This is a genomic window from Bdellovibrio bacteriovorus, from assembly GCF_001592745.1.
GTDB classification, from domain to species: domain Bacteria; phylum Bdellovibrionota; class Bdellovibrionia; order Bdellovibrionales; family Bdellovibrionaceae; genus Bdellovibrio; species Bdellovibrio bacteriovorus_B.
In genome coordinates this window covers 1-22,159 of sequence record NZ_LUKD01000005.1, presented here as the reverse complement: position 1 = coordinate 22,159, position 22,159 = coordinate 1, and the positions used below count along the sequence as shown (strand labels likewise).

The window sequence follows — 22,159 nt, the reverse complement described above, 5'->3', positions numbered from 1 at the left end:
CAAATTTAAGACAGGAACGCGGTTAAATATAAGAAACCCTTATAGAAGACATTATTTATGAGCTTGGTTTCTGCTTAATATTAAAACAACGTAAATGACGCTAAGAGTCTTCATTTTCTTGTTTGAGATCACAGAATTGTTCTTTATGACAACGAACTTTTTCCGTCAGCGAAGGCGCAGTTTCAGTTTAATCACCGTCCACAACATTTCTAAACTGTCGCGAATAATGTGCACGTGCGAGTGATCTTGATGACGCCAACGAATCGGCACTTCCGTCACGATTTTATTTCTTCTTAAGAGAAGAACTATCAGCTCCACATCCCACGCAAACCTTGTCACTTGCAAGCGCGGCAAGATTTCAGAGCGAAACACCTCATCATTGCGCAAAAGTTTAAAACCACATTGCGTATCCTGATAAGGAAGTCCGACCAGAAGCTTTAATATCTTATTAAATGTCTTTCCCATGTTCTGGCGAATCCAGTGCTGACGTCTTTCTATATGACTATGCACGAGGCCTCGCGACCCCATGACCATGTCTGATTTTACCGTCGACGGAAAAAGTTTAAAGAGTTCCTCCCACGGAGTCGCCATGTCGGCGTCGGCCACCAAGATATAATCGCCCGTAGCCTCTTTAAAGCCTGCATGAACAGCCGCACCTTTTCCTTGATTGGGAGACAACGATATCAAGCGCACCAGGGGAAATCCTTCACGATCATTCTGCGCGACTGTTGCTGTTTGATCCGTTGATCCATCATCGACAACCAGAACTTCCGTGATCACCCAATCGGGATTTTCTTCGGCGACAAATGACTTCAACGCTTGCAAAGTTTTAGGCAAGCGCTGCTCTTCATTGTACGCGGGAATAACTATAGAGATCTTTGATTTCAATGTTCGTTCCCACTCGACGAAGACCTTATGGAGGCTCCGACGGGTATAAAGAAGCTCAAAGGATTCGCGAAAAATCTTTTTGCGATCGCACGGCGGATCGCCCGTCTTTCAGTGACATTCACGCCACGAGCTTTGATCGCGGTGTAAAATGCCATACCAAAACTCACAAGCACGTTGAACGCGCCAACAAAAAAGATCCCAATCACCGCGCGCCAAAAGTCCCAGGTCTTTAAGAAATCCAGGCCTAGCACAGGTAAAGCGCCCGCTAAAGTTCCCGATGACAGCGTTACGTGTCGCACATCCAAAGGAATGCTTAAAAACTTCATGATCTCGGGCACCATTCCTAACAAGATACCTAAAGAGATATTACCTAAGAGACCTGAAATATTATTTTCTAAAAAGACCGCGATATTGCGAGCGCCTCTTTTACCAAAAATAGCGCGCAAGCTAGGGCTGCGAGCAAGAGTTTTACGCAAAGAATTTAAAGCAAACCAGTTATCTCCCCACCCGGCAATCAAACTTGACGAGTAAAGAAGAATTCCCGTGAAAGCAGCATAGATAACCGTGGGGCCTAAGATATCTACGGATTTATAAGCAGAAACGGCTTTTTCCATCGACATGATATTGTGTCCAACCAATAAAAAGAAAGCCGTATCAATTAAGATGACCGTTGGAATAACGAACATCACGTTACCTAGAATAGACGCCACCTGCGAGCGAATCAAATGCGTGATCTCGGTCACAAGATCCGCCATCCCTTTTTCAGTATCGACGTCTTCCATTTTTTCGGCTAGCGCTGGCGCTGTCATCGCCGGCTGCTTCGTTCCAAGCGTAAAGCCCGCAAGATGAATGAGCACGAAGCTCAGCGCATAGTTGATCGAAGCTAAAGAACCTTCGACGAAACCGCCCAACCCCAAGGCCAAAATACCTACTTTCACGTAAACCGTGATCGCCGTCACCGCACCACCACCGCCGGCGGCCGCGAGCATGTGACGGTATTGTTCTTTCGTGCGCGTGATGTAGTGTTCTCCCGTTTCGGCAGCACGCTCTACGACTTTGCGGGCGAATAAAGCGATGTTTTGCGAGAACAAAGATTTGATACTGCGCAGATCCTGATTTTCCTGAACGAGTTTTGAAAAGAAACTTGTGACTTTACGACTATCCAGGCGCTCGGTTAACAAAATCTCAAGCAGACTGTCGATGCGTTGTAAATAAGTGCTGAGTTTTGCGATCTGGAACACCAACGAGATGCTCACGCCGTACTCGTCAAGATGCTTGTGGACTTGCACGAGCTCTCGACGGCACTCCCACACAATCATGCGAAAGCGCGATGCTTTTTCAAAGGCCTGGTTGCGATCACCCGCAAGATAAGCATTCATAAACTCTTCATGCCCGCGCATCATCGCAAAGAACGCAGAGTCACGGAAATTTGTTTTATCTAAACGCGTGCGTATCGCTGGCGAAAGCCCAATCGCACGAACTTGAATGACGAGGTAAACCAAAGCGTCTTCAAGATCACTTTGCAAACGGTTCCAGTCACGCTCCTCAGCTGCGACTTCGTACTGAAAAAGCTCCACCAGTTTATCAAAGGTCACGTTGTCGATAGATGCCAACCACAATGGATCATCTTTGTCTGGAAAGAGCGCCCAAAACAAATATCCCAACTCGTGATCCAAAGGCGGAGTGGGCAGAAGCTTCATCATCAGACGATCTGAAAACTCACTCCACATTCCAAGTTCCTTGGGAAGTCCCGTATCGGTATAAAGCTCAATACCACTGACTTCATGAACAACCGTACGAAGAATGCGCGCGACGTTCTTTTTCCATTCCGGATTCCTGTCGAGTACCATAAGCAAAAAGCGCAAGCGAGCTACAGGCAGACGGCCTGTTTCTTTTTCCAAGTGAGAATCAACAGATCCTTCATAGCGAATCCACTGCATCAGCTTCACCAGCCATTGCAGTTGATCTTCTAATTGGCGTTGTTCTTTAGCGCCAGATAACAAAACATCGAGGTCGCTGTGGACTTTTCCACTTCGCTTGTATTGAATGAATCGTGCTCGGAGGGCCTTAAGTTTTGTAAACATACGGAAAGTTTACAGAAATCCTTTTTAAAAAGGTATGGAAAGAGGCCTATTTGAAACGCATTGCGCCGTACAGGTGGATTTACGCAACATTTGGTGGCGTTTGCGAGATAGACCTCGTGTGTTAGAAAGGCCTTATGCAAAGACTTTCGACTCTAATTCTGCTGACACTTTGGGCATCGTTTTCATGGGCCCTGCCGACTTTTGACGGAAACGATGTCACTTCACAAAAAGAATACCAGTTTTCGACATCAGATAAAGAGGCAACGGTCTTGATTTTTGTTTCTGCTAAATGTCCCTGCTCTGCCAGCCACGAAGCTTTACTGAAAAAATTATCGGAAGAATATAAAAGCATGCAGTTTGTGGGTGTTCATTCCAACTCCGATGAAACTGTCGAAGAGACCAAACAACATTTTGCCGAAGCTCAACTTCCCTTTCCTGTCATTCAAGATAGAAAATCTAAGCTAGCCAACGAACTGGGTGCGTTGAAAACACCTCATGCGTTCGTTTTTAATAAGAAAGGCGAAATGGTCTATCACGGCGGCGTGACCGACAGCCACGTCGGCCCCAGTGCGAAAAAGTTTTTCTTAAAAGAAGTTCTTGAAGACATTCATGCAGGCAAAGCGCCTCGTCACAAAGAAGGCCGCGCTTTAGGTTGCTACATCCAAAGGGAGGACAGCTAAGTGAAAGCTCTGATGCTCATTTTAAGTGTCTGTTTGTTTGCGAGTTGCGCGAATCCTGATTATGTCTCGGACGATGACCAACATCTGCAGAATAAGCCGATGGCCGACGGCGCTTACTTTTCTAAAGTTCGTATTATGGCTAAGATCAGCTGGGAAAATGCGCCGACAAGTGAACAAGCCAATGCATTCGTTTTAAATTTTTCAGCGCCTTCGGATCAGTTCAATGAATTGGCGGTCAGTCTTTGGATGCCGTCTATGGGCCATGGCTCGATTCCCGTAAAAATCGAAAAAATCAATGCGACTCAATACCGCATCACCGACGTGTACTTCTTGATGCCCGGAGATTGGGATATTCGCTTCACACTGAAAAACAACGGAGTCACGATTGACTCTTCATACGCCTCAATGATCGTTCCATGAAATATTTTGTATTTGTCTTGATTCTTTTTAGTGGCTCGCTGTCTTTGGCCGCAAGTTGTTGTGGTGGAAGTTTTTCTTTTCCCGCGCTGATTTTAGCTGACGACAAAGCTCAGGTAACAAGTACGTATTCTTACGCGCAAGTCAGCGATGAAGTTTTAGCCAATGGCAAATGGCTGCGTCGTCAGGATGGAAACTTAGCGCAAACACTGAAACTTGAAGGCGCGTCCTTGGTGAGCGACAGCTTGCAAGCCGGATTTTCGATCCCGGTGATGATGAAGTCTGCTGACAACTCTTCTGATTCTAGCGGAGTTGGCGATATTTCTTTATACCTGGGACATGAAACTTTTCCTGAAAGAACTTATTCTCGATGGAAACCCAAAGGTCTGACTTTTTTACAAGTGACCTTGCCAACAAGCCCTTCCATTTACGATTCCTCTATCACAACAGCCACAGACATTCGCGGTCGCGGTTTTTATTCCCTGGGCGGTGGCGTCGCTTTGATGAAAGCCTGGGCGACCTGGGACGCCAATTATAACGGAGAAATTCACTACTCTTTACCGCGCACGATTTCGAACGAGGCCTATGGTGGAGACGTTGAAGTAAAGCCTGGATTTGGAACCACTCAGACCGTAGGCCTTGGATGGAATCGTGGCGATTATCGCGTGGGTTCTGCACTCACCTATTTATATGAAGATGCGATTCGGCTTTCAGGCGCAACGAGTAGCGATGGCACAGCTCAAAGAAATTTCACCTTAGGATTTTCAGGCAGCTACATGATCAATCTCGCATCTGCGGTCACTGTCAGCTACAGCGACCAAAGTTGGATTGGCAATCCCGTGAATTCAAGTTTATCAAAAACATTTAATATCAGCTACCAACAACGGTGGCCTCGGTAGGAGAAGGAAATGAAACTTATTGGTTCTATTATTTTAGGAGCAGCTCTTCTTATTGCGGGTCTTCTCTTCAGTGCAAATGCCAGAGCTCAAGCTGGCGCGGCATGCCCTGTTTATTTCAAAACGTCAAATGTTTGCGCTTCGATTGAATTCACAAAAGGACCGTCTGATTCTGAAGAGTCTCAGTTCCTAGTAAAATTCTATGGGTACGCCTCTGCTAACGGCGAACCCGTGATGGTGGATCCACAAAATTTGAAAGTCGATCTTTGGATGAACATGGGCCATCATGGTCACGGTTCAGGCCCGGTCAAAGTTGTGAAACAGGATCAGGGTATTTACTTCGTCTCTGAAGCTTACTTCGTCATGGCAGGTCGCTGGCAGATCCGCCTTTTCGTGAATGGCGAAAAAGGCGAATTCGATGTCGATGTAAAACCTTAAGCGTCGACACAGTAGTACGGAATTTCAACAATGGCGCGAACACCTTTTCGCGCCAACGTCGCGCTGATCACCGCGCGCACGCCGTTGATATTCTTGCCCTTAGCGCCGATGATTTGGCCTAGGCACTTTTGATCGCATTCGACTTTATAAACAGTCGTCTTATCACCGAAACTGTATGTCACGATGATAGAATCCGGATGATCAACCAAGCCGCGAATCAATGTCTGCAACAATTCCTTGCCTTCCTCACGCACTCGACCTGAATCCAGGTCTTTAAGCTCAGGACGCTTTTTAATAACTTTGATCTCGCTTGGGCCCGTCATTTATTTCACTCCAGTAATGTTTCGGTAATAAACCTTTCGGGAGTTGTTTATGTTCTCTAAAGGGCCAAATCCCCACATTCATATTATTTTGTGTGATTTAAATCAGTTTAGGTCCACGATTCGGCTGGGATATTTTGCGAAGAATTAAATTTTCAATTCGTTGAGCTTTTATTTTACTAACAACATCCGAACAAAGCCGAATTATCAGAATTCTTTTCAGATATTTGTAATGTTGGATTCACGTCACGATCGAATTTCATGTTAAAGATCTTTGTTGCCTGGTTCGGCATTCAAGATCATGACAACTCGAAGTTGCTTTGAAAGTAAATGTCGCCTTATAAATAATCCGTACAGTGAAGGAGAACCTCTTTTGAGCAAAACAACCGAAGACAATGAAAAGCAGATCCGAATTAAAACTCTTATTATTCTGGGGTTGACGTTTATTCTGCCGTCGATCGGGACGCTGGTATTTATGGCGTTTTATCTTAATCGATAACTATTCTTTCTTTGCGTTTTCAGTCTGACGCACAATCATCTTATTTAAACTCAAAAATCAAACCCTTGACTCTTTAGGACGGTCGTCCTACTTCTAAGGTCGGTTAGGACACTTGTCCTATTGAGATGTCAACTCCTCCCCTTTGAGGTCGATATGCCTTTAGAAAAATCAACCCGCGAACACATCGTTGAATCAGCGGATGTACTTTTTTATCAAAGAGGTTTTGAACACACCTCTTTTGCTGATATCGCTAACGAGGTAAAAATATCTCGCGGAAATTTTTATCACCACTTCAAAACCAAAGATGAAATCCTTGAATCTGTGATCAAGTTGCGCCTGCATCGCACCCAAGAAATGTTGAATAGGTGGGAAGCCGATGGACAAAATCCGGCGGAACGAATTGGCAAATTCCTTCATATGCTAGTTATGAACCAGGCGAAAATTAAATTATACGGTTGTCCCGTCGGTACACTTTGTACGGAACTTGCAAAAATGGATCATGCCTCTAAGACTCACGCGAACAAACTGATGAGCTTGTTCAGAACCTGGCTAGGTAAGCAATTCGCAGCCGCTGGCTGCAAAAAAGAAGCCGATGAACTTGCCCTGCACATCCTTGCGCGCAGTCAAGGGATCGCCACTCTGGCAAATACTTTCCATGATGAGAAGTTTATAAAAAATGAAGTTCGTCAGATGGAAGAATGGCTGCAATCCAAAATTTCTTAAACACACAAGAGGAACACATGTTTATCATTTTATTGAAGTTTATAAACCGCGACCGCGCGGGCGCATTTATGGAAGGTCACATGCAGTGGCTGAAGCAAGGATTTGAAGATGGCATCTTCATTCTGGCTGGCGGCATAAAGCCTCAACTAGGCGGCGCTATTATTGCCAAAAACTCTTCTTTTGAAATCATTCAAAAGCGTGTGGATCAAGATCCCTTTGTGATTGAGAAAGTTGTTGAAGCGGAAATCTTAGAGATCAGTCCTTCTAAATTAGATGAACGCTTCGCCGATCTTTTGAAAGCATAAATCTTTTTTCCCGATTTTTTTATTCACTTTTTCCAAAGCGATAAACTATGAGCAAGACCATCCACTTTCCTGACAGAAAAAAGCGCTGCACATGGAGCGCCTCAGCTCCCGAGTTTTTAAAGTATCATGATGAGGAATGGGGCTTCCCAGTTGGCGATGACTATCGCCTTTTTGAAAAGCTGTCTCTCGAAGGATTTCAATCGGGTTTAAGTTGGCGCACGATACTCGCTAAACGAGAAAACTTCCGCAAAGCATTTCATCAATTTGATTTCAACAAGGTCGCAAAGTTCACCCAGAAAGACGTCACAAGATTACTTAAAGACGAAGGTATTATCCGCCACAAAGGAAAAATCGAAGCCGTCATCAACAATGCCAAGATGGCGCAAGAAATCGTTCGGACTCACGGCTCCCTAGCCGCTTATATTTGGAGTTTTGAGCCCGACAAGAAGGATCTTGCAACACCTCAAACGGCTTCAACCTCGGCAGCATCAATAGCGCTTTCAAAAGCATTAAAGAAACAAGGCTGGAAGTTCGTAGGACCAACAACAGTGTACGCCTTCATGCAGGCGATGGGGCTTATTAATGATCACGCTGTAGGTTGTATTATTAGATCTAAGGTTGAAGCTAAACGGCGAAGTTTTAAGAAACCATAGCCGGAGAGTGTAATCAGTTTCATACCTAAAGCAGCTCTGCGGCTCACGTAGGCAACTTTGCTAGTAAGTCATTATATAGATATAACAAACATTAACTATTACAAGAAGGCATACCAGATATCCAAAGTAGTAAATGATTTTTTCTGTTCTAGTCATATCCCCACTGCCCCATTCAATCAATTTCTTGCTACGCAACTTTAACGAAAGCTTTGCAAATAGTATCAAAGCAAACCCTACAGACATTAGGACTTTTAAATAGCCGTAATCGGATAATAAAGGGCTAATAAGAAGAAAGATAAACGCAACGCCATAAGGACCAAATAATAACCATGCGTTTATTTTAGCTTCTTTAAGCACACAGACTCCTCTTACGAAATCTTCCGACTAATACCACTTAATCCAGCTTTTTGAGCTGGCATTTTCAATTCAGCAGCTATTTGAATTACCGATTCTTCCGCAATCTCAATCGGTACAATTCTTAATATTAGAGGTGAGCTGAACAAATGAAAACCTTTTCTAAAAACTGCGATAGCGGCATATTTTTGTTCGCGGGTGGATAACAAGAGAACTTGCGGCGGAGTTGCAACTACAATTTTTCTAAATGAAGCAATTGGATATTCTTTAACTTTTCCGCGATTATGAATCAGGATTTTATTTTCTAGGATCTCAACTTCGCTAAACGCTATCTGGAAATAAAATCCGCGTAAAACAAAGCCTAACATCACCGCAGTCAAAATAAAAAGACCAGACATATCTGATGCAATTGCTATTGCAGCTTTCATAGAGTGATCGACATGATGGTAATAACTCGTGGTTTCAAGAATTAAAAGGAGCAAAAAAATTGGTAATACCACTATAAAAAATAGCTTAAAGAAATGAAGTATTGTCATTCTGCGTGCAAGTGAAATTGATAGGTCACTCGTCCGAAATTTCAAACTTCCTCCAGGTCCACACGATACTAATCGGAATAAATTTACAAAAGTTTAGTCAAAGCCCTAGTAGAATGGAAATAAACTAAATTATTTTGTGTGTATGCCGACTAATTGCTTTTTCTAGGCGAACATGCCTCAGGTCAACACATTGATATTAACAATATTTTGTTTTCTTATTTATAGATTTAGGAGAATAATTTAAACATGAATCACTTCAAAATTTACGTTTCTATCTTATTGTCTACAGTATCCGCGATAGCCTGCCCCAAAGAGAGTGATTGTTACCCGCGAGGTACAGTTTCCCTTAAAAACGGAAGAATGGCAGACGCAAGAATTTATAGCACAGTTATTCCTCGTGAAGATTCATCAATACTTGGAATAACTATTGGAGAAGATTCAACAGAAGTCTTGTTCAAAAAACTGGGGACCACAAAGAATTCCTCATCAAAAAATGGGCAGAAGTCGTACTGTTACAATAACAATAAAATTGGAACGATTGTATTTACAGTTTTTGGTGAAGAAAAGTTAGTTCAGTCCGCCACTTTGTCAGGCCGAAAAAACTCTACGTGTAGAAAAGTAAAATCAACCGATGTTTCTATTGCAAACTTTAAACTCGGTCAGAACAAAGACCAAATCATAAAACTTTTGGGTCAACCCAGTGTAGTGGATGATTCCTCAATTTATTATTTCAATATTAATTTAACACCTACAGATATATGTAAGAATTTTAAGCACGGCTCCTCTTTTACGTTTACGTTTGATAAGGATGATAAAGCCACCGAAATTGAGTTTTCTCGTGAGCATAGTTGCCTGCGAGAAAATGGAATGAAGATAAAGTAATGTAACGAAAATGCTTTAGACGTCGAAAACTTTTAACTAATTGAAGTCTCTTAGTCGCGAATTCTAATTTTTCTAAATTTTCGAGAAGAAGGAATTGGAGGTGGCGGCCGGAATTGAACCGGCGTGAGCGGTTTTGCAGACCGCGGCCTAACCACTTGGCTACACCACCTTAAAAAGGAGTCTCAATTTAAGGTTTAGGGCTCTTTAAGTCAATTGGAAAGACGGACAGTCTGCATAGAACCGCTCAGCAACCCAGGCGTTTCAATGCCTCAAACGGTACATAAGTGACTTTCAGAGCACGCTCTACATGCCGGGGTTCGAGTTTTTCACACATCTCTAAGTCGGCGTAACTTCTCGCAACGCGAAGCGTTGCTAAATCCCTGCGACGAGAGATCATCTCTTTAGGAAAGAGTTCTTCTAGGTAAAAACGAGGAAGATCCTCGATCAGCTCTTCCCAGCTCCAACGGGCCGACACCTTCCTAAATCTCAAATCATGAAGAGCGGTTTTTTTTCGGAAAAGGCGAACCTCTTCAAGGTGTTTTAAGATATCGGCGCCCAGTACCGTAGATCCGCTTTCGCGTTTTTGCGTAAAGAACAAAACTTGAAAGCGGTCGACAAGAGGTCCCGACAGTCTTTCCATATAGGATTGGCATTTCTTTAGCGAACGACCACAAACCACTTTGGATTGTGGAACCCAATCGCCGCATGGACATAAGTTTGTCGTCGCGATCACCAATGCTTCCGCAGGATGTTCTTCAATATACCTTCCCCGTCTAAGACGAATGCGGAATTCTTCCATGGGTTCACGCAAAGTTTCTTGAGCGCGTGGATTGAACTCCAAAAGTTCATCAAGAACGAGGATGCCTTTATGTGCGCGAGAAAATTCTCCTTTAAAAGGAGGCACACCCCCACCGATCAAACCGAGGGGCGATGTTGAATGGTGGGGATGAACCATAGGACGCCAATTTAGGGGGATCTTTGATTCTTTGTTATTGCGAAAGATCTCATGAAAATCTTCTTGCGAAGGCTCTTGCAATAAAGACAACAAAGATTTTGCGATGGTGCTTTTTCCAGAACCGGCAGGTCCCGCAAGCAACAACGAATGCTCACCGATCGCAATGAGTTTTAAAAGTTCAGCCTGTCTTTCGGGAAAACGAAGATCTAAACCGAACATCGGTCTTTCAATTAAATATTCTCGTGCGACTGCAGGATGAATTTCAGGTGCGAGCAAATCACGAAGCTCCTTCAAACAGGCACGCATAAAAGGAGTTTTGCGATGACTTCCCGCCCCTGTCCACACAACACGATCTTCGCTAGTTTCAAAATCTTCCGTCAGATCGTCGGGCTCAAAGACAGAACCGTTTAATGACAATTCTCCATAGACCAAAACAGAATCCTCCGCAGGCTTGGGGACTTGTTCACTTTCCCAAAGTAAACCCAAAGCCACGGCGAGTTCCAACCCTCGCGAAGACTTTTTCAAATGCGAAGGACGAAGATTCACTAAAATCTGCTGCGCTTTCGGAAATTCAAAACCTTGAGCACGAATGGCACTTTTGATTCGATGAATGCTTTCTTTGATGGCTTGATCAGGAAGACCCAAGAATTGAATTTGTGGCAACCCAGGAATCAAAGAAAGTTCGACTTCCACTGGCACCAGACGATCATTTTCACGAATTAAAGACTGTATTTTCATGCCGAAATATCTTTGCAAAAGAAATCTCGACTTACGAAAAAAACAAAGGGCTTCTTATTCTGAAGCCCCTTCGAGGTTCGGACGATCTATTTGTCCACTTCGACCATCTGCGACAGCGGATGGTGTTCTTCAATCGTGCGCGACATCGTATTTGTCGTTACACTCGTATAGATTTGTGTTGTTTGAATACTTGCGTGACCCAACAACATTTGAATCGAACGAAGATCCGCACCACTTTCCAAAAGAGCCGTCGCGCATCCATGACGGAAGCGATGTGGATTCACAGGTTCTGGGAATCCCGCTCTTAAAGACCAAGCTGCCAACCATCTCCACACATCGACGCGTGAAGGACGATGACCGCGATCATTAATCAAGATCGAAGGGCTGTTTTCTTTCACTAACATCGGACGGTGTTCTTTAAGATAAGTGGTTAGATTTTCCGCAAGCTTTTCAGTCAAAGGAACCAAACGCTCTTTGCTGCCTTTACCTAGAACTTTGATCCAACGATCCGTCGGATTGAAGTCTACGATGTTTAAAGCAATCAATTCAGAAACGCGGCAACCCAAGCCATACAAGAAAAGCAAAGTCAGCTGATTGCGAGCTGTGCGAATAGGATCTTGCACTTCAGCCGCATCAAAAAGCATTTGGAATTCTTGTGGAGTTAAAACTTTAGGAAGTCCGACTTTCACTTTCGGCGGACGAAGCTCACGAAGCTCCTCACATTTCATCCCGCGTGTCTCACAGAACTTGAAATACGTGCGCAGAGAAGAAATCACGCGCGCTTGAGAACGCGTGGAGAGTTTATTTTTCTTCATAAACTCATAAAATCCGCTCACCGTTTTGTTGGTTTTTTTGTATTCCATGTAGAGTTCTAAATCACGGCGATATGCCATCACCGTATTCTGAGAACGTCCCCGGACATTTTGAAGCTCATCAAAGAAGTCGATCCAAAGAGGTAATTCCATACCGATATTAGACCTAGACTTTCCTCGAAGCGCAAGCAATTATTATGTAAGGCTTTTGAAATAAAAAGCCCCAAGGTTTTATCCTTGGGGCGCAAGTTATTCTTAAGTTTTGATATTACAAGATCGTATCAGCAAACATCGCTGAACATACGTAGCCATTCGCGCGTACGATCGTAACTTTTGCATAAAGCTTACGACCTTCATCGACGAAACCGCCTCCAGCAACTCCAGTAGATTCGATCTTCAACTCGATGTTACCCGCAGTTGTTAGCAATGCTGGAACTGATACGTTTGCACCTAGGTTGCCAAGCTGTCCTACAGAGTATGTCTGCAAGTAGTAAGTTCCTGCTGGCACCACACAGCCTGAGTTTGTAGTATCGTAGAACGTAGTTGGTACAGTGAGAGTTCCTTGCATCGCAATGGGACCGTTGTACCACTTATAGTTGTAACCTGAAGCATTTGGCTGAATCAAACCCGCCTGCGCATACACTTGCATATTCGACAAAGTAAATGCGTTGGTCGATGCTTGGCTGCTAAAAGTTGTGATCACTGTTGGAGCAGTAATACCACCGCAGTTTTGGCAACCATTGATACCCACGATCGGCGTTGTCCCGCCGCTACCACCTTTACCACACGCTGCCAGTGTCAGAACAATTCCCAGCGCTGCTAAAGCTTTTGTGAATACCATTGCTGGAAAACTTAAAGTCTTTTTGTTAAGTCTTTCCATAAATCTCTCCTAGTTTCCAATTCTTTCTTTTAATCCCTAGTTAAACTTCTATCTAATTTCTACTTCGTTATCCGTCACTCTTATTTGATCGCTGCTGCTTTAGAAAGTCCTGAGAATGTACCAAGCTTTCTGTAACCGTCTCCAGGGTATGGAGTGTTTTTGTTCATCACAGCAGAAGCGCGGCAGTTGTAAGGACCGTCATAGATGTACCAGCATTTTCTGTAAGGTGATTGTTGAACATAGGATTGAGCAAAGTTTTTGTAGTAAACAGAGCCCGACAATGTTCCTGAACCTTGAGCGTCACCTTGGTTGATATAGTTATCAACTACTAGCACGATCGCACCGTAAGCATCTTGGAAGTATGCAGAGAAGTAGTACTTACCATTGATGATGAACCATCTGTTGAACTCAGCTTCCATCAAACCGTTATCTTTCATACCTTTATAGCTTACGTTTGTGCCGGAACCCGCTTCAAACTTACCTTCATATTGGTAACCAGTGTCTACGTAAGAGATTTTTACGACACCTGCGTATCTACCATTACCTGCGTTGTTCAAATCAACTGTCAGTTTAAAGTTCGTTGGGTTGTTCAACGGATGCATTGCTACGTAAGAGTTAAACTCTGAGATAGACACCGGAGTGAATGTCACAGTGTTTGAACCTGTTGCAGTGGAACCGTTATTGTTAGAGCCACTTCCATCTGGAGAATCAGGGATGATACCTTCTCCGCCAATGAGTGGTGGCTGAACTACTGAATTCGTTTGGAACTGATTGCTTTGACCACAACCTACACCCATAAGTGCGAATGCTGCCATCGTTAGGATCAGTTTTGAGTTGAATGTTTTCATATCAGCCTCTCTTTAAGCAGTCCGGTTTAAAAGGGACCGCTCACGAGGATACTATTGCGATGCTTGTGCCAACCCACTAAAAGTGCGCCAAACTATTGAAACCACAATACAATAGTCACATTTCTCGTGTTGAAACAGCAGCCTGTTTGTCGTCTAACGTCTGTGGCAGGTGCGCAAAATGGGCACTACTGTCACATCTTGAGATGGCAAAAAGTTCGACGAAAAAGAAAATATTTAAGATTTTTCCTCACCTTACCGAAATGGGATTGTAGCGAAAATATAAAGGAATTAGTCATGACTATCACAGCAACTAATGCATTGATCTTGGGCGCAGTTTTTATGTTCGCAGCTCGAGTCTTTTTGGGATTCTAAAATTTAACTGAATTTAGACTTTCCAAACTTTTACGAAGGACCTTCCTTGCGAAGATCCTTTTTTTATTTCTAGCTCTTCGTTTCTTCCCGAATAAATTAGAACTTACCGTGCAAGAAGACCATTCCTTGGACTTTGTTTTGAGTTGTTCCCATAACTGGTGACACCGGACCGATAACTCCAAATGGCGTGATTTGATTTCCGCGCGTGTGGGACACATTGGCGCCCAACTCGAACATTTTATTAAGCTTCTTCGTCCATTCTACAGAAACCGAGGAAGCTGGCTTGATGTCGTAAAAGGGGTCTTTGCTTTTGTTGTCAACGATGCGTCCCAGATCGGCACTCACGCTGAAAGTGCCTAACTTCTCTGTCGGCAAAACAGCCTTAATAGAGTTGCGAACGGCAATCGCGGAGGATGTATTCACTCCTTCCAAGAAATAAACATCCGCCCCCACAACAAGATAAGCTTCCTTTTTATCGGGCTTGCTGGTGTCATAGATCACACCGACGCGGTCATAAGTTGTTTGGAATTCTCGTTGATGTTTCTGTTCTAATTGAACTGGCATGAAGCTCCAAGTGCGGTCGGCAGAAGCTTTTAAGTTCAGCTCTTTCCATTCATGCTCTACACCTGCTTTGAGTTCCGTGCGAACGCCTGAAGTTGTATTCTTATCTTGGTCACCGCTTTTGGGTTTAAAATCAAAAGTAGAGGTGCTGAGTTCAACTTTTCCGGTCGTATTATTGATACGCGCGGACCCTTTAAGATCCGAACCAAAGAACAAGGTGCTTCTTTCACCGTCTTTGAAGGTATTCGTCATGCGGTCAAAACCGGGAGCCGTTAAACGAAGGGCGCCACCGTAAGTTTCAGCTGTGACCTTCACCTCATCGATCAACTTTCCATCAGAAATAATGCTTGCCCCCGTTCGAGCGGAAAGGCCTGCAGCTTCAAGACGATACGTGCCTTCGTCAGTGCGAACTTGAGTGCCCAACATAAAGCCTTTAACCGTTTTTGTTCCCATTTGCACAGCAATGGTCTGCTCGTTATTAGAAGCACGCACTGTGAAAGCACTTTGATCAGGTTTGAAAAGCGCCACACCTTTGATCGACTCTTGCACCCATTGCGAAGTCGCGGGAACATACTCATGCACTTTTCCAGGACGAGACTCAACATATTGAGTTCCTGTCAGGACGCCTAAAATTTTAGAGGAAACATCGACCGCAGACTGCAGTGTCTTCTGCTTTGTATTGTAAAGCTGAGAATAGTTTTGCACATAGTATTCACCCGTTTTGGGATCGCGGAAATGAAGAATCGCGTGTCCGCCAACTTTGTCTTTATCTAGATTCTGCTGCCACTGACCGTTGTGATGGCCCACGGCTTCGAAACCCAAGCTCTTTGCGACCTCACCAAGAACGCGATGAATGTCTCCACAGATGCCACCCTCTTTTTGCTGGCGAACGGCGTTTTGATAAACCGCTTCTAAGTTTTTATTCTCTGTCCCCGTCGCGCTGTAACCAGCAGAAAGGCGACTTCCGATCATGCTTAAAAGTAAAAGCTTTTCTTCATGATTGAACGAGACACCACTTTTATGAGCGTAAGCGACAGCGTCGTTAAGACTTTTTTGCGAAAGAAAAGCGAGATAGGCGGAATTGACTTTGCTTTGAGAACTTTGTGAAAGCTCCAGATCCTTGGGATTTTTGAATGTGACATCTAACTCTTTACCGACGACTTTGGTGTCAGCATAAAAATACCCATCGATCCAATGGGTGTTTCCCGAGTTCAAGGCTTGCGCGAAGGACTTCAGCGAATTGACGGGTTTATTTTCCGTAACACCGCAATCGATACAAGGCATTTCCGCCTCTGTTGCCAAAGAAGATGATGAGAAACTCACGACGACAAGACTCACTAAAAAAGCTGATGTTTTCATATTCAACTTTTCGGAGGATTCACTGGCTCGCTGTATTTACTTAAGTCGGGCTAAGGGGTAATAGTGTGTTAAGATCTGTTTATAATTCATTCCGGAACGCGAGAGCGCACGGCTCCCCCATTGACATAATCCAACGCCATGGCCAAAACCACGACCTTCGAATACAAAATTTTCACCGACTTTATTCATTGTAAACATTGTACTGCGAAGTTCCGTGAACCCGATCTTTTGCCGGAAATCATTGGCTGGAATCTCGGCGAAGGAAGAATCATTCATGGCGACCTTCACCGTAAGAACACGCTTGTCGGCGGCGTTGCGAATAAAATCTATTTTTGCAATCGGTGGAAGCTGCAGGCGCTTATGCAACTCTTCTTTAGATAAGGACAGCTTCCAATTCGCACGCGGGTTTGTCGGGCACGAACTGTCTATCGCTGTTCCGGTATTCACTCCATGATTCCAGACACTTTTGGCTGTCGTCGTTTTACCACCGCAATCAGAATGAAAGAACGCTTTAAGAACTTTATCATTAGAGGCATACAGCTTTTGCCCTTGAGTTTCCCTAACCGCTTGCAGAGCTTTTTTAATCAAAGGATCGTTTTCATCTTCGGCAAGAACGTGCCGGAAAACCTGATCTAAGATGCTGCTTTCTAAATGATAGGGCTTGTCTTTGCGTTCATTCATAACAGCAAGAGCGTAGGATCTTGCCGCCACGGCTTGGGCTTTTAAGCTTTCCATGGGCCAAGATAAAGGCATTTCACTGGCAAGCACTCCCACGACATAATCTTCTAAGGGCATCACGCCGACGACGTCGACCTTTTCTTTACTGGCGTGAAGAAGAACTTTTTCTGGCAATGCTTGTGCACCCACCCGCAAGTTTTCACCTTGGATATAAAGAAACTTTTCAGAGAAAAGAGTTTCAGGATCTTTATTGTTGATTCTTAAAGACCAAACCTTCTTCCCTTCTCTTTCCATCAAGCGCACCTCTGCCTGGCCACTGTCAGGAATCGCAACCTGGCGATAAGGACGATCTAAATTGTGAAATTTAAGGCCCAGGCCCGAGATTTGAACTTTTTGAGATGTAGATAAAAGACGAACACGCACTAGCTCCGACCCTGGGATGAGGGAGGATTGCGCGTCGGAAAGAAAACTGACATACACAAAGATGAAACACAAAGACGCCCAAATCAGTTTCACTGACACTCCATCCATGAAGATTTAAAACAAAAAGGGCAAGGCTTCATGCCTTACCCCCCTATTAAACCGCACAGATGAGCGCAGATGAAAGTCTAGTTTTGCTTTTGGGCATCCAAAAGTGGCTTAATGATATCCAGCGGCAAAGGAAAGATGACCGTGTTCGTCTTGTCCCCTGCGATTTCCGTCAAGGTTTGCAGGTAAGCTAACTGCAAAGCGGAAGGAGATCCAGCCAAAGTATTTGAAGCCTCTTGAAGTTTCTGCGCACGCTGAACTTCACCTTCGGCACTAATAACTTTCGCACGACGCTCACGTTCTGCTTCCGCCTCACGTGCCATCGCTCTTTGCATTTCTTTTGGAAGGTCGATCTGTTTTACTTCCACCATCGTGACCTTGATACCCCAAGCTTCTGTGTGCTTATCCAAGATACCTTGAAGAGCCGAGTTGATCTTGTCTCTGTGCTCTAACACGTCATCCAAAGGGTATTGTCCCATTACCGAACGCAAAGTTGTTTGCGCAAGTTGGCTTGTTGCGAAGTAGTAGTCTTCAATTTTTGTGATCGCCTCTAGCGGAGAAATCACTTTGAAGTAAACAACGGCATTTACTTGCATGCTCACGTTGTCTTTGGTGATGACGTCTTGAGGTTGCACGTCCATGGCGATTGTACGTGTGTCGATCTTAATCATGCGTTCAACGAAAGGAATAAGCAGGATGAGGCCGGGGCCACGCACGCCGACAGCTTTACCTAAACGAAGAACAACACCGCGCTCCCAGTCGTTAAGAATTTTGACCATGGAACTTAGGATGATTCCACCGATGATGACTATGGCTATTAAAAATTCCATTATTTTCTCCTTATAAAACTTTTTTTACATTTAAAGTAAGACCCTGGCGACCGGTGACTTGCACGCGGTCGTTCACCTGTAACGAATCTTCCGAAACGAAGATCCATGTTTCACCCATGATCTGAATCTGCCCACGATGCCCGTGAGCTTCGACTGTCATCACTACACCCGTGTGATTGGCCAAATCAGCATCGGCGTCTTTGCTTTTATGACGAATCGTCTTTAGCGCCAGATAGCCAATTCCTAAAAAGAAAACGCCCAGTACAGCGACAACAGAAATAATCAGGGACAATGGCAACGTATATCCCGTCGATTGAGCATCGAATAAAAATAAACTTCCAACGAACACCGCGACTAAACCACCGATTCCCAAAAGACCGAAGCTAGTCACAAATATTTCTAAAACAAGGAAAGCGATACCTAGAAGGATCAAAGCCAATCCTCCCCAAGCAACATCCAACTTATGAAAAGCTACCAGGGAAAGGACTAGTCCGATGCCACCGATCACTCCTGGCGCAATCATCCCTGGATTTGTGATTTCGACATAAAGAAGCCCTAAGCTTCCCATAAAAAGAAGATATGCAAACTCGGGGTCTGCGATAAAGCCTAAAACTTTATAACGGAGATCAGGGGCGAATTCTTGCAACTCCCCCACTTTGACCGAAAGCTCTTTCTTTTCATTTATTAAAACTGTTCGCGCTTCCGATTGTTTTAAAAATTCAGACTCGTTTTGTGCCAAGATGTCTAAAGCTTTCGCTTTGTGAGCGGCTTCGCTGCTCAGTGATTTTGCTTCAGTGACAATTTCTTTCGCAAATTCCAAGTTGCGACCGCGTAGCTGTGTAACTCCTTCAAGCCAGCTAACGGTGTCGTTGATGATTTTTTTGCGTAAGTCTTCAGGAGTGGCTTCACCTGTTCCCAGAATAGGCGTCGCGGCTCCAATATTCGTTGCAGTTAAGCCGCCATTGACGTGGCAGGCTTGAAGAATAATGGCCCCGGCACTGCCTGCGCCGCCTCCGCTAGGAGTGATCAAACAAAGATAAGGAATGTCTGAAGCCAGAATTTGTTCGACGATCAAACGCGTGCTTTGCAAACTTCCGCCTGGAGTATTCATACGGACAAATAACGAATCACACTTTTGTTCTTTCGCTCTTTTTTCTGCGCGAGCCAAATAGTCTGAAGTGGAGGCTGTGATTGCTTCGTTGATAGTAACCGCTAAAGTGCAGGCCGCTTCAACCTGAGCTGCCAGAAACAGAGTTACGAAAAGAGTGGCGATGACTTTGATCATAACCCTAGTTCCTTCATCACTTTTTGCAAATCATTCCACACGACCTTTTTTGCCGCAGCATCTTCAAGCAAATAGGCCGGGCTGTAGGTTTCAATCCATTTGCCAGGGCCTTTGAAAATCAACTCTCCCAAATCCTTAGGAAAAGAACTGAAAACGACGACCACACGACTTTCGCAAATCTGTGCCAGTTCTGACGGAAGTTGCGAGCGATCTTCCACCGTGCAGTCGAGTTCGAGAACTTGGATGTTCTTGAGCTTCATCGCAGTCTTCATCTTGTCGAAAAGATCGCGCACCTCAGGAAGGAAGAAACTTTCTTTGGCTTGAGTCAGAATATTGAGAAAAACCAATTCTTTTTGCTGCACGGATGTGGGTGCAAAAGCACCTTCTTGAGTGAAGAAATGAGCCTTCGTAGAACCAGATTCAGACGCTGGAAGCATCACGTTTTGCAGGCCTAAGACTTCTTGCAGGTAGTGGATATAGTCTTTCATGGCAGGGATTTTACCCAGACCTTTGGCTATAGACTAATAAAACCGGACGTAATGCAGCGCTCAAACCGCCTCAATGACCGCAAATTTAGTCTCAAGTTGAGACGATGCGCGCCGATAAGAGTATTAAGACGCCGAAGTGCGCAGTGCTAAGGCAGTAAAGGAGATCCCATGGAAATCTTTAAATTCAATATCCTCCCCACTGAAGAATTCAATAAGCGTGAGGACTTTCGCAAAGCTGTGAATAACTGCGATATCTGTGGTGGAGCTTTGGAATTTAGCTATGAACAAGCGGCCGAGTTTCATGTGCTTCAAGAAAAAGCTCAATGCCCTTGTTGCTCTTCTGAAAAAGAACCTCGCAATCACCGCGTTCACTAAACGCGCGCACGAAGTCCCTTCGCAAATCCAATCAAGGCCAACGCTGCGGCCGCAATAACGAGCGCCCACGATGTTTGGCTTAAACGAGCAACGGCTCCCCAACTGACCGAGCCGATCGCCATGCCCGCATAAAACACCGCAAGAAAAACGCCCAACATCGTCGCCTTCAAGTGCGATTTGCCAGTGATCTGGCGAGAACTCATATTCATCAATGTTGATAGCACCAACCAACCGGTTCCACATAAGAACATCGCCAGACACATGACTGAGAAGTTTGGAGCCAAACCCAACAATAAAATTCCCAACGCATAAACAATGTACGAACCCGCGAGCGAATTATTTGTGCGATGGGGTTGCATGATCTTTTCTGACAAAAACGCGCTAATACAAGCTCCTAAGCCGAAACATCCTAAGAGGGATCCATACTGCCAAGAATTTAAGGCCATCTCGACCCGTCCGCGCGTGGGATAAAGCGCCCACATGGAAGACGCGCAGAAGGTGACGAAGAAAATTTCAACCCAGAGCTTTAAATTGTGAAGAGAGAAAAGAGGCTTCCAATCTTCTTCCGTCAGAGTGATTTTCTTTTTTGTTTCAGCATGTTCTTCTTTCACGGGCCAAATCCAGAAAAAGCAAATAAGCCCCAAGAATGAAATGCTGTTGACTAAGAAAGCTGTACTGGGGCCGAAGGCGCTCAGCAAACCTCCGCCGACTGTAGGCCCGAGCACTCGCGTGATGTTAATTCCCATGTAGTACACAAGCACAGCTTGCTGCTGCATGGGATGCGGAACTAAGTCCGTCAGCACAGATTGAAACGCGGGATTCGTCATTGCAAATCCAATCCCCATTGTCAGGGCCAACGCTAACAAACTGAGTTCGGTGATTTTTTCCTGCCACACTAGATATGCAAGCAAACCCGCCGCTACGAACATAAGACCTTGCGCAAAAAGAAGAATGCGCCGGCGATGTCCTAGATCAGCCACAAATCCAGCGGGAATGCTTAAGAACAAAACCGGAAGATTCGTCGAAAAGGCTAGCAGTGAAATAACAAGCGGAGAGGTATTTAAATGTGTCATCACCCAACTGGCCGCCACATCTTGAATCCACGTCCCCAAATTTGACAAAAAAGCACAGATCCAGAAGGACCGGTACAAAGATAATTTCATGGGCGACCAAACAGACTCATTCATGACAACGAAAGCATACTACGGAAAAACTTTGCGACCAATTTCTTATTGGTAAAAAATAAAGGTGTCGGAGGTTTGTATGAAAGTTCTAATGCCTGCTCTTTTAGGTTTGTTATTGTCAGTCTCTTCTTTCGCAGCTCCAACTCCGGTAGAGATCAAAACACAAACAGGTCAAATCGAAACCAAAGGCGATCGCTACTATTCATACAACTTCGGCAGTCAATGGATCAACTTCAGCCGCTGGGTGGACTTCACCTTAAGAAACACCGGCAACCACCCCGTTCAGTTGCGCGGAGTCTTTATTATGGGCTCCAGCTATTGGGCCCAAAGCAACTGCCCGCCTATTTTGGCTCCAGAACAGGTGTGCCTCACACGCGTAGAGTTCCGTCCGTGGTTTGAAGGCTCCCATCACGGCAGACTGCGCTTCGCTTTTATCAATGACAGTATTTATATCGATTTGTATGGCTGGGGCGTTCGTCGGTAGGTCAAAAGGAACATTTGACGATCTGGCCAGCTGATTTTCCTTCGCGAATTATATTCTTTAGAGTCCACAAGCTTTGCATCGGGGCCGATCTATCTATCTATCTATCT

The 22,159-nt window shown here is 44.6% G+C and carries 25 protein-coding genes and 1 tRNA gene; 10 read left to right on the top strand and 16 right to left on the bottom strand.

Going from position 1 to position 22,159, the window contains the following annotated elements:
* Positions 1–165 precede the first annotated feature (165 nt).
* Together AZI87_RS10715 and AZI87_RS10710 are read right to left on the bottom strand one after the other, a co-directional pair.
* Positions 166–888: a dolichyl-phosphate beta-glucosyltransferase gene (locus AZI87_RS10715; protein WP_063206696.1), complete on the bottom strand. Its 723-nt coding sequence runs from the start codon at positions 886–888 to the stop codon at positions 166–168.
* On the bottom strand, positions 885–2,972 hold the full coding sequence (locus AZI87_RS10710) for a site-specific recombinase (protein WP_063206695.1): 2,088 nt from the start codon (positions 2,970–2,972) through the stop codon (positions 885–887). The genes AZI87_RS10715 and AZI87_RS10710 overlap by 4 nt, the downstream gene beginning before the upstream one ends.
* 134 nt (positions 2,973–3,106) lie before the next feature.
* Here AZI87_RS10710 and AZI87_RS10705 point away from each other — a divergent pair, with 134 nt between their 5' ends.
* From AZI87_RS10705 to AZI87_RS10690, 4 genes are read left to right on the top strand one after another with little or no spacing between them, the layout of a single operon-like run.
* Positions 3,107–3,652, top strand: coding sequence for a redoxin family protein (locus AZI87_RS10705; protein ID WP_063206694.1), 546 nt, complete (start codon positions 3,107–3,109; stop codon positions 3,650–3,652).
* Positions 3,653–4,072, top strand: coding sequence for a hypothetical protein (locus tag AZI87_RS10700; RefSeq protein ID WP_063206693.1), 420 nt, complete (start codon positions 3,653–3,655; stop codon positions 4,070–4,072). It begins immediately after the preceding gene.
* Positions 4,069–4,968, top strand: coding sequence for a hypothetical protein (locus tag AZI87_RS10695; RefSeq protein WP_063206692.1), 900 nt, complete (start codon positions 4,069–4,071; stop codon positions 4,966–4,968). The genes AZI87_RS10700 and AZI87_RS10695 overlap by 4 nt, the downstream gene beginning before the upstream one ends.
* A gap of 9 nt (positions 4,969–4,977) precedes the next feature.
* Positions 4,978–5,403: a FixH family protein gene (locus AZI87_RS10690; protein WP_063206691.1), complete on the top strand. Its 426-nt coding sequence runs from the start codon at positions 4,978–4,980 to the stop codon at positions 5,401–5,403.
* Here AZI87_RS10690 and AZI87_RS10685 read toward each other — a convergent pair.
* Positions 5,400–5,726, bottom strand: a complete 327-nt coding sequence (locus AZI87_RS10685; protein ID WP_063206690.1) for a KH domain-containing protein — start codon at positions 5,724–5,726, stop codon at positions 5,400–5,402. The genes AZI87_RS10690 and AZI87_RS10685 overlap by 4 nt on opposite strands.
* 649 nt (positions 5,727–6,375) lie before the next feature.
* Between AZI87_RS10685 and AZI87_RS10680 the strand changes: the two genes are divergently transcribed.
* The 3 genes from AZI87_RS10680 to AZI87_RS10670 are packed head-to-tail and all read left to right on the top strand — an operon-like array spanning position 6,376 to position 7,903.
* Positions 6,376–6,945, top strand: a complete 570-nt coding sequence (locus AZI87_RS10680) for a TetR/AcrR family transcriptional regulator (protein WP_063206689.1) — start codon at positions 6,376–6,378, stop codon at positions 6,943–6,945.
* Between the two features lie 17 nt (positions 6,946–6,962).
* A complete protein-coding gene (locus AZI87_RS10675) occupies positions 6,963–7,250 on the top strand; it encodes a YciI family protein (protein ID WP_063206688.1) in 288 nt (95 codons plus the stop codon).
* 47 nt (positions 7,251–7,297) lie between these two features.
* Positions 7,298–7,903, top strand: a complete 606-nt coding sequence (locus AZI87_RS10670) for a DNA-3-methyladenine glycosylase I (protein ID WP_063206687.1) — start codon at positions 7,298–7,300, stop codon at positions 7,901–7,903.
* A gap of 60 nt (positions 7,904–7,963) precedes the next feature.
* On the opposite strand, the gene AZI87_RS10665 is transcribed toward AZI87_RS10670, so the two are convergent.
* Positions 7,964–8,260: a hypothetical protein gene (locus AZI87_RS10665; protein WP_063206686.1), complete on the bottom strand. Its 297-nt coding sequence runs from the start codon at positions 8,258–8,260 to the stop codon at positions 7,964–7,966.
* Positions 8,261–8,271: 11 nt separating this feature from the next.
* Positions 8,272–8,685 (bottom strand): hypothetical protein, encoded by a 414-nt coding sequence (locus AZI87_RS10660; RefSeq protein WP_155722554.1) that lies wholly within the window; start codon positions 8,683–8,685, stop codon positions 8,272–8,274.
* 354 nt (positions 8,686–9,039) lie between these two features.
* Here AZI87_RS10660 and AZI87_RS10655 point away from each other — a divergent pair, with 354 nt between their 5' ends.
* Positions 9,040–9,675 carry a hypothetical protein gene (locus AZI87_RS10655; RefSeq protein ID WP_063206684.1) on the top strand — a complete coding sequence of 212 codons (636 nt, stop codon included), beginning with the start codon at positions 9,040–9,042 and terminating at the stop codon, positions 9,673–9,675.
* A 95-nt stretch (positions 9,676–9,770) separates the two neighbouring features.
* Here AZI87_RS10655 and AZI87_RS10650 read toward each other — a convergent pair.
* The 10 genes from AZI87_RS10650 to AZI87_RS10605 form a co-directional block, all read right to left on the bottom strand.
* Positions 9,771–9,844, bottom strand: a tRNA-Cys gene (locus tag AZI87_RS10650).
* Between the two features lie 75 nt (positions 9,845–9,919).
* Positions 9,920–11,368 (bottom strand): ATP-binding protein, encoded by a 1,449-nt coding sequence (locus tag AZI87_RS10645; protein ID WP_063206683.1) that lies wholly within the window; start codon positions 11,366–11,368, stop codon positions 9,920–9,922.
* A gap of 86 nt (positions 11,369–11,454) precedes the next feature.
* On the bottom strand, positions 11,455–12,333 hold the full coding sequence (locus AZI87_RS10640) for a site-specific tyrosine recombinase (protein ID WP_063206682.1): 879 nt from the start codon (positions 12,331–12,333) through the stop codon (positions 11,455–11,457).
* 115 nt (positions 12,334–12,448) lie between these two features.
* Positions 12,449–13,060 carry a hypothetical protein gene (locus AZI87_RS10635; RefSeq protein WP_063206681.1) on the bottom strand — a complete coding sequence of 204 codons (612 nt, stop codon included), beginning with the start codon at positions 13,058–13,060 and terminating at the stop codon, positions 12,449–12,451.
* Positions 13,061–13,140: 80 nt separating this feature from the next.
* Positions 13,141–13,908 carry a hypothetical protein gene (locus tag AZI87_RS10630; protein WP_063206680.1) on the bottom strand — a complete coding sequence of 256 codons (768 nt, stop codon included), beginning with the start codon at positions 13,906–13,908 and terminating at the stop codon, positions 13,141–13,143.
* A gap of 468 nt (positions 13,909–14,376) precedes the next feature.
* Positions 14,377–16,200, bottom strand: a complete 1,824-nt coding sequence (locus tag AZI87_RS10625; protein WP_063206679.1) for a hypothetical protein — start codon at positions 16,198–16,200, stop codon at positions 14,377–14,379.
* 36 nt (positions 16,201–16,236) lie between these two features.
* Complete coding sequence (locus AZI87_RS10620; RefSeq protein WP_253696719.1) at positions 16,237–17,394, bottom strand: SpoIID/LytB domain-containing protein; 1,158 nt, start codon at positions 17,392–17,394, stop codon at positions 16,237–16,239.
* A 92-nt stretch (positions 17,395–17,486) separates the two neighbouring features.
* Positions 17,487–18,236 (bottom strand): slipin family protein, encoded by a 750-nt coding sequence (locus AZI87_RS10615; protein WP_063206678.1) that lies wholly within the window; start codon positions 18,234–18,236, stop codon positions 17,487–17,489.
* A 10-nt stretch (positions 18,237–18,246) separates the two neighbouring features.
* Positions 18,247–19,521, bottom strand: coding sequence for an NfeD family protein (locus AZI87_RS10610; protein WP_063206677.1), 1,275 nt, complete (start codon positions 19,519–19,521; stop codon positions 18,247–18,249).
* Complete coding sequence (locus AZI87_RS10605) at positions 19,518–20,009, bottom strand: hypothetical protein (RefSeq protein WP_063206676.1); 492 nt, start codon at positions 20,007–20,009, stop codon at positions 19,518–19,520. Before AZI87_RS10605 ends, AZI87_RS10610 begins: the two co-directional genes overlap by 4 nt.
* 168 nt (positions 20,010–20,177) lie before the next feature.
* Between AZI87_RS10605 and AZI87_RS10600 the strand changes: the two genes are divergently transcribed.
* The gene (locus tag AZI87_RS10600) at positions 20,178–20,384 is read left to right on the top strand and encodes a hypothetical protein (protein WP_063206675.1); all 207 of its coding nucleotides are present in this window, start codon (positions 20,178–20,180) and stop codon (positions 20,382–20,384) included.
* On the opposite strand, the gene AZI87_RS10595 is transcribed toward AZI87_RS10600, so the two are convergent.
* Positions 20,381–21,571, bottom strand: coding sequence for an MFS transporter (locus AZI87_RS10595; protein ID WP_063206674.1), 1,191 nt, complete (start codon positions 21,569–21,571; stop codon positions 20,381–20,383). The genes AZI87_RS10600 and AZI87_RS10595 overlap by 4 nt on opposite strands.
* Positions 21,572–21,647: 76 nt before the next feature.
* Between AZI87_RS10595 and AZI87_RS10590 the strand changes: the two genes are divergently transcribed.
* On the top strand, positions 21,648–22,052 hold the full coding sequence (locus AZI87_RS10590) for a hypothetical protein (RefSeq protein WP_063206673.1): 405 nt from the start codon (positions 21,648–21,650) through the stop codon (positions 22,050–22,052).
* Positions 22,053–22,159 lie beyond the last annotated feature (107 nt).